General features: G+C 53.6%; 15 protein-coding genes. 11 read left to right on the top strand and 4 right to left on the bottom strand.

Annotation, left to right across the window (positions count from 1 at the left end; translation table 11 throughout):
* Positions 1-55: 55 nt before the first annotated feature.
* Genes GS612_RS20730 through GS612_RS16740 form a run of 3 tightly spaced genes read right to left on the bottom strand, consistent with a single transcriptional unit; the run spans position 56 to position 2,846 of the window.
* Complete coding sequence (locus GS612_RS20730; protein ID WP_171641878.1) at positions 56-733, bottom strand: FCD domain-containing protein; 678 nt, start codon at positions 731-733, stop codon at positions 56-58.
* Positions 730-1,761: a Gfo/Idh/MocA family protein gene (locus GS612_RS16745; protein WP_171641876.1), complete on the bottom strand. Its 1,032-nt coding sequence runs from the start codon at positions 1,759-1,761 to the stop codon at positions 730-732. Before GS612_RS16745 ends, GS612_RS20730 begins: the two co-directional genes overlap by 4 nt.
* Positions 1,758-2,846, bottom strand: a complete 1,089-nt coding sequence (locus GS612_RS16740) for an isocitrate/isopropylmalate dehydrogenase family protein (protein WP_171617634.1) — start codon at positions 2,844-2,846, stop codon at positions 1,758-1,760. Before GS612_RS16740 ends, GS612_RS16745 begins: the two co-directional genes overlap by 4 nt.
* A gap of 136 nt (positions 2,847-2,982) precedes the next feature.
* Between GS612_RS16740 and GS612_RS16735 the strand changes: the two genes are divergently transcribed.
* The 8 genes from GS612_RS16735 to GS612_RS16700 all read left to right on the top strand — a co-directional run bounded on the left by GS612_RS16735 (position 2,983) and on the right by GS612_RS16700 (position 11,006).
* Positions 2,983-3,990 carry a tripartite tricarboxylate transporter substrate binding protein gene (locus GS612_RS16735; RefSeq protein ID WP_171364195.1) on the top strand — a complete coding sequence of 336 codons (1,008 nt, stop codon included), beginning with the start codon at positions 2,983-2,985 and terminating at the stop codon, positions 3,988-3,990.
* Between the two features lie 57 nt (positions 3,991-4,047).
* Complete coding sequence (locus tag GS612_RS16730) at positions 4,048-4,797, top strand: hypothetical protein (protein WP_171641873.1); 750 nt, start codon at positions 4,048-4,050, stop codon at positions 4,795-4,797.
* Positions 4,798-4,801: 4 nt separating this feature from the next.
* The gene (locus GS612_RS16725) at positions 4,802-6,313 is read left to right on the top strand and encodes a tripartite tricarboxylate transporter permease (RefSeq protein WP_171641871.1); all 1,512 of its coding nucleotides are present in this window, start codon (positions 4,802-4,804) and stop codon (positions 6,311-6,313) included.
* Positions 6,313-6,600, top strand: a complete 288-nt coding sequence (locus tag GS612_RS16720) for a putative quinol monooxygenase (RefSeq protein WP_152456632.1) — start codon at positions 6,313-6,315, stop codon at positions 6,598-6,600. The genes GS612_RS16725 and GS612_RS16720 overlap by 1 nt, the downstream gene beginning before the upstream one ends.
* On the top strand, positions 6,597-7,394 hold the full coding sequence (locus GS612_RS16715; protein ID WP_171230323.1) for an N-acyl homoserine lactonase family protein: 798 nt from the start codon (positions 6,597-6,599) through the stop codon (positions 7,392-7,394). The genes GS612_RS16720 and GS612_RS16715 overlap by 4 nt, the downstream gene beginning before the upstream one ends.
* Positions 7,391-8,668, top strand: a complete 1,278-nt coding sequence (otnK, locus tag GS612_RS16710; RefSeq protein ID WP_171641869.1) for a 3-oxo-tetronate kinase — start codon at positions 7,391-7,393, stop codon at positions 8,666-8,668. The genes GS612_RS16715 and otnK overlap by 4 nt, the downstream gene beginning before the upstream one ends.
* Positions 8,665-9,306 (top strand): 3-oxo-tetronate 4-phosphate decarboxylase, encoded by a 642-nt coding sequence (gene otnC / locus GS612_RS16705; RefSeq protein ID WP_171641867.1) that lies wholly within the window; start codon positions 8,665-8,667, stop codon positions 9,304-9,306. Before otnK ends, otnC begins: the two co-directional genes overlap by 4 nt.
* A gap of 725 nt (positions 9,307-10,031) precedes the next feature.
* Positions 10,032-11,006 carry an adenylate/guanylate cyclase domain-containing protein gene (locus tag GS612_RS16700; RefSeq protein ID WP_171641865.1) on the top strand — a complete coding sequence of 325 codons (975 nt, stop codon included), beginning with the start codon at positions 10,032-10,034 and terminating at the stop codon, positions 11,004-11,006.
* A 239-nt stretch (positions 11,007-11,245) separates the two neighbouring features.
* Here the strand turns inward: GS612_RS16700 and GS612_RS16695 are convergent, their stop codons facing one another.
* Entirely contained in the window at positions 11,246-11,464 is a 219-nt protein-coding gene (locus tag GS612_RS16695) for a hypothetical protein (protein ID WP_216603627.1), read from the bottom strand.
* 211 nt (positions 11,465-11,675) lie between these two features.
* Here GS612_RS16695 and GS612_RS16690 point away from each other — a divergent pair, with 211 nt between their 5' ends.
* The 3 genes from GS612_RS16690 to GS612_RS16680 are packed head-to-tail and all read left to right on the top strand — an operon-like array spanning position 11,676 to position 13,821.
* A complete protein-coding gene (locus GS612_RS16690; RefSeq protein WP_171230326.1) occupies positions 11,676-12,176 on the top strand; it encodes a Dps family protein in 501 nt (166 codons plus the stop codon).
* Between the two features lie 50 nt (positions 12,177-12,226).
* Complete coding sequence (locus GS612_RS16685; protein ID WP_171641861.1) at positions 12,227-12,511, top strand: coiled coil domain-containing protein; 285 nt, start codon at positions 12,227-12,229, stop codon at positions 12,509-12,511.
* A 32-nt stretch (positions 12,512-12,543) separates the two neighbouring features.
* Positions 12,544-13,821 carry a DUF2254 domain-containing protein gene (locus GS612_RS16680; RefSeq protein WP_371809359.1) on the top strand — a complete coding sequence of 426 codons (1,278 nt, stop codon included), beginning with the start codon at positions 12,544-12,546 and terminating at the stop codon, positions 13,819-13,821.
* Positions 13,822-13,984 lie beyond the last annotated feature (163 nt).

The raw sequence follows: 13,984 nt of genomic DNA, 5'->3' as shown, positions 1-13,984 counted from the left end.
AATTATCCCGTGGTCCTAGCGGTTTAATGAACTTTCGAAGAGCCGTGCAAGTGGTTCAAAGGCTGTTGAGCCGATGCTTCTCGAGTATCCCACAAAGCATAGTCTTGGCTTGGAGCCTGTGTTCTCGATGGCGTTCGCGCGCCACATCCGGCCGACCTTCACTTATCGCTTGGAAAACAACACGATGATCCTCATTGGATTTGACTGGTAGCGGCCTGATAAACAGTGTCGTTGCGCGTGCGCGACGAACCTGGTCGCTCATCATGGCCACAATCGCTTCGACCCGTTTGTTGCCACCTAAACGCACGAGTTCCTGATGAAACAGCTCATCGGCCTCGGCCCAGGCTTCCAGGTCTTCGGCTTCGATGGCTTGGTCCATCTTTGCAATTGATCCGGCGAGTACGGCCAATTCATCTTCTGAGTAACCCGCTTCGGCGGCGCGCTGTGCTGCGAGGCTCTCGAGTTCCGTCAGTATGTCGTAAATTTCACGCATATCGTCTGATGAAACAGGCAGTATCCGCACACCCTTGCGGGGCCGCATTTCCAGCAACCCCTTACTTTCCAACATCAGCGCAGCTTCTCGTATCGGGGTGCGGGACATGCCAAGGGTTTCGGCGAGTTCCGACTCCAGATGGTCAGTTCCGGCAGCAAGTTCGCCGGATAGGATCATCCGCCGCAAATCCCTTACAGCGCGTTGTGTATTGGAAAGAGTTTTTGCGTCCTGATCCTTCACGGCGTCTCCAGGTTGATCTTTCGTCCCTCCGCAGCCGAGAGATAGATTTTCTCTTCTATGCGGATCACATCCAAATATTCTCGGGCCGTGTTTTCCAGCGGCGTGCCCCGTAGAAGGCCCGAAACGACGTGACTTTGCAAGGCGTGGACGCAGTCTCCTCCAAATCCATCGTGATCGCTCGGAGGTAGAATCTGCTGTCGCTTCTGTTTTCCAAAAGCGCGGAATTCCACTGAACCGTCGCCGTTAAGAACCAGCGATCCTTTCGTTCCTTCAATAAGCGCTTCGCCCATGGTTTGGCGCAGGTTTTCGGCACTGTGATCAAGGCACCTGTTCCCGTCGAACAGAGCTTTCAAACCGTTTGGATGATCAAATAAGATGTAACCTGAGTCCTCGCCTGCGATAACGGGGTTCACTCGACGCAGGTCGGCATAAACCGCGCTGGGCGCCCCGAACAGAAACCGGAACGTGTCTACCCAGTGAACCGCTGTTTCATGAACGAGGAAACGCGGCATGTCCTGAAAGTAGGGCTGCCGGTCAAGATAGGCGCGTGGTCCCTGTCCGTCGCCGGGCCGAAGCCGGAAAGTCGCTTGAAGAGGCGTTCCAATTCGACCTTCAGCCATCGCTTCTTTGATTGCGCGGTACCAAGGCTGGAAACGAAAGTTCTCGTGTACAACAATAGTTGCGCCAACCTCATCTGCTTCGGAAACAACCTCCTCCGCTTCACCCAGAGACAAGCAGAATGGCTTTTGGCAGATCAGCCACTTGATACCAAACCGCAGTGCCGTGCGGATGGCCTCGGCCTGCGCCACAGGAGGAAGGATGATGTCCACGAGATCTGGTTCTTCTGCCTCCAACATTTTCGACAGATCATCATAAGCCGCCAGCCCTGTTTCCCTCGCTTTTTTGATATCACGGTTGCAGGATGCAACTGGAACAGCGCCAGGCATTCTTGACCAGCTTTCGTAGTGGAACTTGCTGAAGTATCCCGCACCTACACACGCGACCCGAATGGCTTCTTTAGTACTCATGCCGGCAATGCTTCCAATACCGCTGAGGCTGCTTCCTGAGTTCCAGCTTTGCCGCCCAAGTCTCGCGTCAGGTTTTGACCGTTCGCCACCACCTTTTCTACGGCCTCGCGCAATCGAGCGCCGTCGCTGGACAGTTCCGGGTGATCATGGGTCAAACCCAACCATTCAAGCATCATTGCCGCGGACAGGAACATTGCAAAAGGGTTGGCAACACCCTGTCCCGCAATGTCCGGAGCGGAGCCGTGGCAGGGTTGGAACACGGCGTGGTTCAATCCGATATCTGCTGAAGGAGCCAGTCCAAGACCGCCCATAAGACCTGCACCAAGGTCAGAGAGGATATCTCCGAACATATTCTCAGTTACCAAAACATCGAATTCCCAAGGCTTCTGGACCATCCAGAGGGCGGTCGCATCAACATAAGCATGGTCTGCTTGTAAATCGGGATGGCGTGCGGCCTCGGCGTCAAAGATTGATCTGAAGAATGCAAAGGCGCGGAATACATTGGCTTTGTCGACACAGGTTACTCGTCCCGGGCCGCGACCGGACGCCTTGCGGTTGTTGGCGAGGTCAAACGCGAAACGGAATAGCTTTTCGGATACCTCGCGGGTGATCAGCAGGGTTTCACGCGCCTCATCTTCCGTGACTTCGCCCGTTCCTTGGGTGAAGAACAACCCTTCGGTGCTTTCACGAATCAAAACAAAGTCGATCTCTTTTCCGGGAGGCAACGCCAAGGGTGTCATTTGTCCGCTGCTTACCTTTACCGGACGCACGCCAGCAAAAAGGCCAAGCTGCTTTCGCAGGTCTATCTGTGGAGAAATCTCGGTTCCGTCAGGATATCGAACATCCGGTAAACCCATTGCTGACAGCAGAATCGCGTCGGCCTTGCGTGCAGTTTCGAGTGATCCTGTTGGGAAAGATTCTCCAGTTTTGGCGTAGTGGCCTGCGCCTGCTGGTGCGTCTGTAAACGCCAACTCGTAGGTCGGATTACCGCGCGAGAGATGGCGCAAAATTTCAAGCGTAGGCGCCATAATTTCCGGGCCGATCCCGTCCCCGTGGAAAACCGCGATATCGTAAGTCTTTTTCATTTTGGCCCGCTTCCTTCCCGTTTTGCATTCATAGCGCGATAGCAGCTTCCACTACAGTCCGTTGACAATGCATTCTTTAATGTATACGCAAATAAATGCAACAATAAACGCGAAGTTGTTTTGGGAGGACTTGGAAATGAAACTAAAGCTAGGGCGGTTAGCGGCCGCAGCCGTGATGGCGACCGGGATCGCAGGGGCAACTGCCGCGCAGGATTATCCCTATCGTGATATCACCACAGCTGTGGTCTGGGGGGCCGGTGGCGGCACGGACACGATTAACCGAATGATCATGGCCGAGATGGAAAAACACCTTCCGGTCTCGATCAATGTGATCAATCAAACAGGTGGGGTCGCAGGCTCCAACGGCATGGTCTATGTCATGAACCAACCAGACGATGGTTATACATTGGTCGGGCTGTCAGAATCGAATGTCACGGCCGCTGTGCAGGGGGGGTGGGACAAGAAATTTGATTTTTGGTACCCGTTCATTGTTGGCGGATCACCTGATCTGATCTCGGTTCCGGCGGACAGCCCTTACAATACGCTGGAAGAACTGGTCGACGCTGCCAAAGCTGCTCCGGGTACTATTCCAGCAGCGGCTTCCGGTGCAGGTTCGATCCACCACTTGAACCTTCTGGCCATCGAAAAAGGGTCCGGTGCAGAATTCAAGTTTGTTCCATACAAAGGCTCAGCACCCGGGCAGGAAGCGGCGATAGCGGGTGAAGTTGCGTTGGTTGTGACGTCACTGGCTGAACAGGCTCCATTGATCGAGGGTGGCCAATTGAAACCGCTTGCGATGTTGACGCCCGAAGATGCGCAGATTGCTGGCACAACAGTCCCATCTGCCTTTGGCATCTATGACGGGCTCGACCAGTATCTGCCGCTCAAACAGGCTATCGGGTTTGCAGTTCACAGTTCAGCCGGAGATGACGTAAAGGCTGCGCTTGGCGATGCGTTCGAGCAGGCGATTGCGTCCGACACCGTCGCTGAATGGGCTGCGGCAAACAAATACGATGTCGGCGGTCAGCACGGCGAAGAAGCTCAAGAATTGTTTGCGAACCTTGAGGCTACCTTTGCCTATACCTTGCAGGACCTTGGTGCTGCCACTGTCGATCCGGCCTCGCTGGGTATCGAGAAGCCCTAATCCGATCAATTTTGAAAGGGCGCGTTCGATCGCGCCCTTACCTGAAGGAGGCAGGCCATGGACAAACCTGACGAAACACTGATCCTGCGGACGCGCGATTTTTGGGCATCGATTGTTCTGATAGCAGTTTCCACCTTTTTCCTTTGGAAGACGTCGGACATCCCTCTTTGGGGTGAAAACCGCGCAGGTGTAAGTGGATCTGATTGGTACAACTCAGCTGCAATTGTACCGCTGTTCATCTTCGGGGGATTGCTTGTTCTTTCCTTCATTTTACTGGCTATTTCGGTCCGTTCGGGCGGAGCTCAAAACGCGTTCAGTGCCTTGGGGATTGGATGGGATAAGTGCGAAGCCTACCGTGCTTCAACAATAGGCCTGATCCTTCTTGCATATGTCGTCGGGCTGGTTCCCCGAGTGGACTTCATTCTGTGCTCTGGGTTGCTGATCACGGCTTTGACTTACGGCTACTACGGGGGTCATGCGCGGCGTGCTTTGGTGGCCTGTGTCGCAGTTGTCGCTGCCGGTTTGTTTGCGTTCGCCGTGTTTCCTGCTCAGGCGGATTGGAATGAACACGGTGATGATTGGTTTACATTGGCCGTTTGGGTCACGCTTACACTTGTGGTGTTGACCAAAGCGGTTACTGAACGCGTTTTGCGGTTCGTTCCAGTGGTGGCGATACTTGCCCCGCTCATCCTTGTAAGCGCGATGGCCTTTGTATTCCGGCAGAACGTGCCCGCGCGCGGCGGGCTGATCTTCAAGCAAATCGAATACCACTATTACGTGACGCTTCATCCTCTATGGAAAGATTGATCGGATGGACTTTATCCTTTCGCAACTGGCTGGATTTGGGGCCGCTTTCGTGGGCCTGGCAGTGGACCCGCTAACCTATCTGTATTTGATTGCATCCGTATTCCTGGGCATCGCATTCGGAGCATTGCCCGGACTTACGGCAACTCTGGCAGTGACGATCCTGACGGGATTTTTTGGCAACAAGATCCCATTGGACTATTCACTCATCGCATTGCTCGGCGCCTATGTGGGCGCGATTTACGGCGGCTCTTACCCCTCAATTCTATTGAATATACCGGGCACAGCAGCCAGCGCGGCGACGGCCATGGATGGCTATCCTCTGGCCAAAGCGGGTCGAGGGGGCGAAGCATTAGGGCTCACCACGACGGCCAGTTTCATTGGCACAGTAATCGGGACCATCACGCTTTTGATTTTCGTCTGGGCGCTGCTTTTGGTTTCAAAGAACATCGCAAGCCCGGAGAAAGCACTGCTGGCCCTGTTCGGCATTCTGCTTTCTGGCACTTTGATGAGCGAAGACCTGGTGATCAAGGGATGGATCGCTGGTCTGATCGGGCTTGCGATGTCCATGGTGGGGCTTGACCCTCTGTTGTCTGAACCACGCTATACTTTCGGCTGGTCTTACCTGATGAGCGGATTTCAGGTCGTGCCAGTTTTGATGGGGGCCTTTGCCATTCCCCAAATCATTGACGGTTTGAGGCACGTTGAGGCCGGGAAAGTTCTGGCCCTGAAAGGCCGTATTGTTCCAAACCTTCGCTCTATTCGGCGCTACCTACCGACCATTGGCCGGTCAGGAGTGATCGGAACCGGGGTAGGAGCACTTCCCGGAGTGGGCGAAGACGTCGCCGGTTGGGTCAGCTACGGTGTTGGCAAGACCGTATCTGCCGAGGGCGACAAATACGGAAAAGGCTCTTTGGAAGGTCTGTTGTGCTCTGAGACTGCAAACAATGCCTGTATTGGTGGTGCTCTGATCCCGCTTTTGGTGTTGGGCATTCCCGGTTCGCCACCGGCCGCCGCTTTGATGGGCGCTTTCAAAATCAACAACGTGATCCCAGGCCCGACGATAGACCCCGAGATCATTCTGCGCGTGGTTGCAATACTTGTGCTGGCATCCCTGACAATGTTCCTGATGGGGCTTTTCACGGCTCGGGTATTTATCAAGATACTCGCCATCCCGCAGACCATCTTCTTGCCCGTCGTTATGGTTCTGACAACAATTGGATCTTTCAGCGTTGGTGGGGGCATCAATGATCTCTATCTGATGCTTGGTGTGGGTGCCGTTGCCTATTTCATGAACCTGATGAAATACCCAATCGCCCCGTTGGTGATTGGTGTTATTCTGGGAAGCCTGTTTGACGAAACCTTCCGCCGGTCGCTGTTCTTGTCGGACGGGGATCTTTCGGTCTTCTTTTCACGACCCGGTGCGACCATTCTGCTGCTGCTCAACATTGGTTTGATCCTCAGCCAACTGCCTGTCGCAAAGCGCGCTTTCTCACGCCTAAAAGGAATTTCTGTCTGATGTTTGCGGTTACTGTCACCTTCACTCTCAAGCCCGGTACGAGAGACACCTTTTTACCGCTGATGGTCGAAAACGCTTCAACCTCTTTGCGTGAAGAACCCGGATGCCATCAGTTTGACGTTTGCCTCGGTGACGATCCCGAGACAGTGTTCCTCTACGAGGTTTATGAGGACGCTGCCGCGTTCGGCGTTCACCTCGAAAGCCCGCATTTCAAGTCCTTCGATGCTGCGGTGGCTGATATGATAGAAGCCAAAGCTGTTCACCAGTATTCCGAGGTCATCCGATGAACGATTGGGAAATCCACGCCGTCAAATATGCAGATCGCAATGCCCGCACTCGGCGCGATAGCTTCATCTTGGATGACAATCACGACGCGCCTCACGCGATGGATTATTTCGTTTGGGTGCTCAAACGCGGCGACAAAGTCATTCTGGTAGATACTGGTTACGATAGCGGCGAGGCCACTGCCCGGGGTCGTCCCATCGCGATGGACCCTCGCGAGGCTTTGCGGCCCTTAGGTATTTCGCCCGAAGCGGTGACCGATGTCATCGTGACCCATCTTCATTATGACCACGCGGGGGGACTGCATATGTTCCCTAACGCGAAGTTGCATATGCAATCGGCGGAAATGGCCTTCGCCACGGGCCCCTGTATGTGCCACGATCATCTGCGTGCGCCTTTCTCGGCGGGCCATATTTGCGAGGTCGTAAAGCGTCTCTATTCAGGCCACGTCATATTCTACGACGGAGAAGCCGAGATAGCTGATGGGGTCACGGTGCACTGCATCGGGGGGCATTCGCGCGGGTTGCAATGCGTTCGGGTAAGGACGTCAGGCGGGTGGATGGTACTCGCCTCAGATGCCTCGCATTACTACGAGAATTTCATGGCGCGCAAAGCTTTTCCCATCGTCGTCGACCTGCAGGACATGATGGATGGTTTCGAGACGCTCGAGAGGTTGGCTTCGCATCCTCGACTCATAGTGCCCGGCCACGATCCACTTGTGCGCGAGGTTTATCCCGTCGGAGCAGCACCGCATATCCATAGGTTGGATCCAGGGCCGACGAGGGACATCAAATTATGAAGATCGGCGTCATAGCGGACGACTTCACTGGTGCGAGTGATATTGCGAACACCTTGGCAAAGGGCGTTGAGCCGGAAGGTGGGTTACGAACGGCTCAGTTTACAGGCATTCCAACTACCCCGGCGGACGAGGCGATCGAAGCGGGTGTGATCTCTCTCAAAAGCCGCACTGCACCCGTCGATGAAGCCATTGCAGATAGCGTGCGCGCCCTGCGCTGGCTCGCGGATCAAGGATGCGGTCAGTTCATTTTCAAGTATTGCTCGACCTTCGATTCCACGTTGGCGGGAAACATCGGCCCCGTTGCGGAAGCGTTGGCCAATGAACTGAGTGCGCAAAAGGTGGTTTTCTGTCCGGCCTTTCCCACCACGGGGCGTACCGTCTATCAGGGACATCTTTTTGTGCACGGCAAGCTGTTGCACGAGTCTGGGATGGAAAATCACCCTCTTACTCCGATGACGGATGCAAACATCCGGCGATGGTTGCAGCGTCAGACCGAAGAAGCGGTCGGGTTGGTGCCCATTGACGCCGTGAAGCAAGGATCCGAGGCGATTGCTGCTGCTTTGAAGAGCGCCGACGAACGATTTGTGATTGGCGATGCGATTTCGGATGAAGATTTGTTGACCTGGGGCGAAACTCTAAAGGATGCCAAGCTCATTACTGGGGGATCGGGTATAGCACTGGGGTTACCAAGAAACTTCTTGAGAGGGGCTTCACCCAATAGTGCTGGCAGTGTGTTCCCCGGTATCACGGGGCCCGAGGCGATCCTTGCGGGGTCTTGCTCAGGCGCTACCCGTGAGCAGATCGATGTTCATGCGAGTTCCCATCCGACCTTCGCAATTGATGTTCCGGGCGTCATTTCCGGGGATGTGACCACGCAAACGCTTTTGGAATTCTTTGAAACGCATTTGGGTCAGGCGCCGCTCGCATATTCGTCGGGAAACCCGGAAGATGTTCGCGCGATCCAAAACCAATTTGGTCAGGAAGAAGTAGCGGAAAAGCTGGACAATCTCTTTGCAGACACCGCGCGAGAACTTGTCCTGACGGGGTACAAGCGATTGGTGGTGGCAGGAGGGGAGACGTCGGGCGCTGTCGCCAAGGCTGTGTCTGCGGCACTGGGTTCTCCTGCCATGTCGGTTGGGCCAGAGATTGACCCGGGCGTGCCGGTCCTGAGCGTTGGAAAAACTGAACCCATCGCGCTGGCGTTGAAGTCTGGAAACTTTGGCGCTCCGAACTTCTTTGCGAAGGCTCTCAGAATGATGGAGGCAGGCACATGAAATCTGAAGAATTGATAATGCGGCATCAGATGTCGGAGTTATGTGCCTCGCTGTTTGAGCGTGGATTTTCCGTCGGCACTGCGGGCAATGTCTCCGCTCGTCTACACGACGGTATCCTGATGACGCCAACCAACTCAACTTTAGGAAATATCAAACCCGAGCGCATCGCCAAGATTGATTTGGATGGAAACCACGTCTCTGGCGACAAGCCGACCAAAGAGGTTTTTCTGCATCAGGCCTTTTATGAGACTCGACCAGAAGCGGGCGCGGTGGTTCATTTGCACTCGACCTGGGCCACCGCCCTGTCGTGTCTGGAAGACACCAATCCAGATGATTGTATTCCTCCGCTGACGCCGTACGTGGTGATGCGCGTCGGCACGGTCAAACTTGTTCCATACGTCAAGCCGGGTGATCCGAAATCTGGTGACCTGATCCGCGAACTGAGCGGTAAATACAGTGCTGTACTGTTGGCCAACCACGGACCCGTCGTCTCGGGAAAGGATCTTTTCTCAGCGGTCTGTGCAGCAGAAGAGTTGGAAGAAACGGCCAAGTTGCTCGTGGCACTGCGGGGGATGCCAACCCGAACGTTGGATGCAGAACAAGTCGCAGAACTCAAAGAGACATTCGGAGGGATTTAATCCGACGCCAAATACTGACTGTGCAGACTTTTGGGCAAATCGTGCAGGGCTATGGGCGTTAAACTTGAGTTTAATGAACGGAATCTATGGCAAGAAAGCCGCGTTTTGAGGCACCTAAGCCCGGTGTGGCTTATCAATTGCGGGCGTTCTTTGCTGGCCGAATGCAAATACTGCACCGGTCTCCGACTAACGCTTATGCTCTCAATGTCTCATTTCTCACGGGTGACCGGGACTTCAGTTTAGATGACAAAAATTAGATTTCGGCGGAGCGTGCGGTTCAAATACAGGGGTGTTTTTGATGAACTGTGGGCGGAACTTGCGGCCTAGCTGCTTCTTCAGCCACCGGTTCTCGGAATCCAAAGCACGCAGCTTCTCGTCAGACAGTTCCATGCCGCCATACTTCGATTTGTATTTGTGGAAGGTGCTCTGGCTGATCCCAAAGTGCTTGTAAACATCCCAGTCTTCTCGCAGGCTTCTTGTTCGTTGATCATCTGAATGATCTGTTCGCCGATGAATCCCACGTGCACTTGTCCGTCCTTTAGTTGACCAGACTCTACGCAAAACTGGAGGAGATTTACGGGCTCAGGTCATGTCCTGAAGAAACACAAAAGTCTTGATCTGACCAAATCCCGGCGGCAGCATTGACCTGCGTTGTTCGAAAAATGGGGATACCGTTTGCAAGGCCTTCTTAGTTTCTTCCCATGTAGAGTCTCGGGTTGCTTGCGATGATACATTCCTCACCTGAACTGCTGGCAGTTTCCAGGCGTTGGTACGAGATTCTCAGAACCAAAAAGAATACTGAGGAATTGCGGAACTTTCTGTCGAAAGCAGAAGAACTTCGGTTCGTTGGAACCGGCGAAGGCGAGTATTGGAGCGGGCAAGCCGTTCGTGATGGGGTTAGCGGCTTTTTTGCGGAAATCCCGGCACCGGTCGTTTTCGAAGAAATTGAAGCGGAAGCCTTCGAAAACGGAGAAACGGGATGGTCATCCTTTGTCCATAAGATTCAGTTTGTCGGCTTTGATGAAGCCGTCTTCTATCGCACCGTCCTGATTTTTGTCCTGGAGGGAGCGGCCTGGAAGATCATCAATCGCCACGCTTCAGTACCCACTCCAAATATTGAACTTGTAGGTAAGGAACAGCTGGCCATCCAAAAACTGATTGATGCCGCACGCGATGAAGGGCCCGAGCTGACCCAAACCGAAGGTTTAGCTTCGGTACTTTTCACTGATGTGGAGGGCAGTACGGCATTGGCAGAGGCGTTGGGTGATCAGCGTTGGTCGGTGCTGATCGAAAACCATTTCCGGGTCTTGTCGGCGATCATTGAAAAGCATCATGGCCAGTTCGTAAAATCCCTTGGAGATGGAACGTTGTCTGTCTTTCCGTCTGCGAAAGAAGCATTAGCGGCTGCCGTCAAAATTCAGAAGGCCATTGCGTCGGTGTCCGAAGAGCCGTTTTTCGGAATTCGTATTGGAATTCACACTGGCGATGTCGTGCAATCACGTGGAGATTTTTTCGGTACCGTGGTCAACAAGGCGTCACGCATTACAACGGCTGGTGTGGCAGGTGAAATACTCGTTTCAGATGTGACCCGCGCCATGGTTGCCGGACAGACCGGTTTTTCGTTTTCCGGCCTAGAACCAAGATTGCTCAAAGGTCTCCGTGGCCACCACGTACTATATCGGCTCCAGTGGAATAATTGAGCGTTGACTTCACCTTAACTCGACAGGTCGAATGGTTCCCTCGCGAAGCAGGTGGGTACAAAGCACTGTGTTGCATAGTACAGAAAATCGCCAAAATACTCCGGTGGATTGCGGCTATCGCCCTACTGTCACGTGTGTAGTATGCAACAAGATCAGCATACAATTTCTCGCGCGCCGGAACGTTCGGTCGGGTCAGTGTCACGTCCTTCCAAAGACGAAATGCGCTGTGGATGCTTCTATCACTCGTCCACAACACGAAACTCACCGGAAGGCGCGTCAGTAGGTGGTTCTTCGAACTCATTGGAAATCAGACCGCGACGGATAAGTTCACGAATGGCGGCCGCTCTGGATGGCATTCTGTTCTCGAACCGCCAATCATCGATGGCCTTAAGCTCTTCGAGGTCGAGCATTAGTTGCAGTTTTTCAGTGCGCTTTGGTGGTCGATTTTGATCAGACACTGGCATGACCTCAGTAGCTTACGTCAGTTACTCCAAGCATGTATGGCAATGGGCCTGTGTGTCTACATCAATGTTGGCATGTTGGGCTGGATACCCATGATCATGAAGCGCCCCATTATGCGTGGCATACCTATAATAAGTATATGTTTTTATTTGAAATTTACAATTTTCTCCCTAGTTTCGACTCTGTAAGAAACGAAATGGAGTGAAAATGATACAGCAAGTTTTGAAGTCTGAAGTTCAGGAAGAAACGAACGATACAGGCATCGACAAAAATGCGTGGATCGCCAACGCGGTGACGGAAATACTGGCCGATACAATGATCCTGATGGTGAAGACACAAGGCACGCATTGGAACGTCGTCGGCCCACTTTTCCTGCCGATTCATGAGCTGACAGAGCGTCAGTATCGTGACCTGTTTGAGGCCACTGATGAATTGGCCGAGCGCGTGCGCGCGTTGGGTCAGGTGGCACCGATTTCGTTCACTGACATGGTTAGCCAGGCAAAGTTGACCGAAGAAGAAACGGTCAAAGACGCAGAAGGTATGATCAAGCAGTTGGTTGCAGACCATGAAGCGATCGCCCGAAACCTGCGTGAGACTGCCGCGACCGCCGCCCGTTATGGCGATGGGGCTACAGAGGATCTGATGAACGCCAGGATGGCCAAGCATGAAGAAGCAGTCTGGATGCTCAAGGCGATTGTTGCGGCCTAGTGGGCGGCTCCCGTCGATCTGAACCACCGTTTGAGAAGAAAGGAAAACTCATGACACGTGTTGGGTACGAGAAAAAGGCACAGCTGCAACTGGATAGTTGGAATGCCCAGATTGATGTTCTTGAAGCCAAGCTGAAAGTGGCGGAAGCGGATGCCAAGATCGAGCTCGAGGAACAACTCAGCAAGCTCTACAAGGTAAGGTCTGACGCAGAAGCTCAGCTGAAAGAGTTGAAGTCGACCAGCGACGAGGCCTGGGAAGACGTCAAAGAGGGCTACGAGGCTGCATGGAATGACATGCAGAGTGCTTTGAAAAAAGCGGCCGACCGGTTCACGTAAAGCAGAGTTCGTTTAGAAAGAGCGTGTTGTGAATGGGGACTGGAATGCAAACGCCCAGAGAATTAGTGAGATACTTTCGCGGGTTCCTAACCATCCCTGCCGCCATAAGTCTTTCAGGTCTTGTGGTGGCTGGGATTGTCTTCAAGACCGAGCAAGCGCTTGTGACGTGGGGTTGGTCCGCTTCCGATTGGCTCAGCGTTTCGAATCGCACTGCGAGCGATGTACTGAGCGCAATCTCAGCAGCATCCATGTCCGCATTGGTCATGGTCTATTCCATTGTTCTTCTGGTCTACACCTTGGCAGCTGGATCTATTGGCCCCAGGCTCTTGCAACGCTTTGGCGAAGACAGGGTAAATCAGATTGCAGTTGGTTCACTTGGAGCAACGTTTTTATACAGCTTGATGATCTTGTGGTTGGTACGCGATGACACATCAGTGAACCTAGCCGTGGTGGTTGGTATAATCTATTCGATCGTCTCAGTTCTATTGCTGCTGCTCTTCGTCCATACAGTATCGACGCGCGTAACCATTGATCAGGAGGCGGCGCGGATTTCTGAAGCTTTGGATCGCCAAGTGAGCACCGCGATCGAAAACAGTGCAGATATTCCATCTTCAGAGGCAATCCCTGAGGAGGGAGACACGCGCTATGTCCCGGCTTCGGGCACTGGTTATGTGAACTCGATCAACACCGAAGAACTGGTGCATGCGGCCAAACAAGCAGGAGCAATCGTCGTTTATGATGTGCAGCCTGGTGACTTCATGGTTCCATCGGACATTTTGGCCAATGTTTATGGTGATTGCGATGAGAGCCTCAATGATCTGGTGCCGGCGGCAGCTCCGTTGATCCCCGCGCGAGACCCTAACGGAGATATCCGTTTTTCTGTCCATCTTCTCGTTGAAATCGCACTTCGGGCATTGTCGCCGGGTGTCAACGACACGTTTACCGCAATTGTCTGCATCGACCGTCTATCGGCCTCTCTGGCCCGTGCGTGGTCGTCCAAGCTCTGCACGGGTGTGTATCGAGATGACGACGGAGCCGTGCGGGTGGTTTACCCATCCATCACGGCAGAGTCGTTGTTTAACGACTCGATGCCAGCTCTAAGACGCGCCGCCCGGGGCAATGGCCTCGTGACGGCCGCCCTTATTCGAGCTTTGGTGCGCATTGCTGAAGCGGCTCCAGAAAAGGAAGCGTGGGCTGTTGTAGATGAACTAACCGCAGTCAGAGATGAGACCCGAGAAAGCGACATGCTGGAGCGCGATATTGATAAGTTTTGTGGTCAAATCGAAACTGCAATGCGAAGGCTTAGTTAAACTTTCCTAACGCGCGTAGTCCCGTTCTGCGGGGGAGAAGTGCGTGGGCCATCCGCAGTGTTATCGAGAAGTACTTGAGTGCCGGGCTTGCCTTCAAGTTAAAAAAAGACGGCAAGCAGATGATGAAAGCAGACAGCAGGGAATGATCGCATAAAGCCCAAAA

The sequence above is a fragment of the Ruegeria sp. HKCCD6157 genome (genome assembly GCF_013110685.1).
GTDB lineage: Bacteria > Pseudomonadota > Alphaproteobacteria > Rhodobacterales > Rhodobacteraceae > Ruegeria.
This window is presented reverse-complemented; position numbering and strand designations above follow the sequence as displayed.

Coding starts and splice junctions, on each gene's coding strand:
- GS612_RS16730 (WP_171641873.1), top strand. CDS start 4,048: ATGGACAAACCTGACGAAACACTGATCCTGCGGACGCGCGATTTTTGG.
- GS612_RS16690 (WP_171230326.1), top strand. CDS start 11,676: ATGATACAGCAAGTTTTGAAGTCTGAAGTTCAGGAAGAAACGAACGAT.
- GS612_RS16745 (WP_171641876.1), bottom strand. CDS start 1,761: ATGAGTACTAAAGAAGCCATTCGGGTCGCGTGTGTAGGTGCGGGATAC.
- GS612_RS16700 (WP_171641865.1), top strand. CDS start 10,032: ATGATACATTCCTCACCTGAACTGCTGGCAGTTTCCAGGCGTTGGTAC.
- otnC (WP_171641867.1), top strand. CDS start 8,665: ATGAAATCTGAAGAATTGATAATGCGGCATCAGATGTCGGAGTTATGT.
- GS612_RS16720 (WP_152456632.1), top strand. CDS start 6,313: ATGTTTGCGGTTACTGTCACCTTCACTCTCAAGCCCGGTACGAGAGAC.
- GS612_RS16715 (WP_171230323.1), top strand. CDS start 6,597: ATGAACGATTGGGAAATCCACGCCGTCAAATATGCAGATCGCAATGCC.
- GS612_RS16725 (WP_171641871.1), top strand. CDS start 4,802: ATGGACTTTATCCTTTCGCAACTGGCTGGATTTGGGGCCGCTTTCGTG.
- GS612_RS16735 (WP_171364195.1), top strand. CDS start 2,983: ATGAAACTAAAGCTAGGGCGGTTAGCGGCCGCAGCCGTGATGGCGACC.
- GS612_RS16685 (WP_171641861.1), top strand. CDS start 12,227: ATGACACGTGTTGGGTACGAGAAAAAGGCACAGCTGCAACTGGATAGT.
- GS612_RS16680 (WP_371809359.1), top strand. CDS start 12,544: ATGGGGACTGGAATGCAAACGCCCAGAGAATTAGTGAGATACTTTCGC.
- otnK (WP_171641869.1), top strand. CDS start 7,391: ATGAAGATCGGCGTCATAGCGGACGACTTCACTGGTGCGAGTGATATT.
- GS612_RS16740 (WP_171617634.1), bottom strand. CDS start 2,846: ATGAAAAAGACTTACGATATCGCGGTTTTCCACGGGGACGGGATCGGC.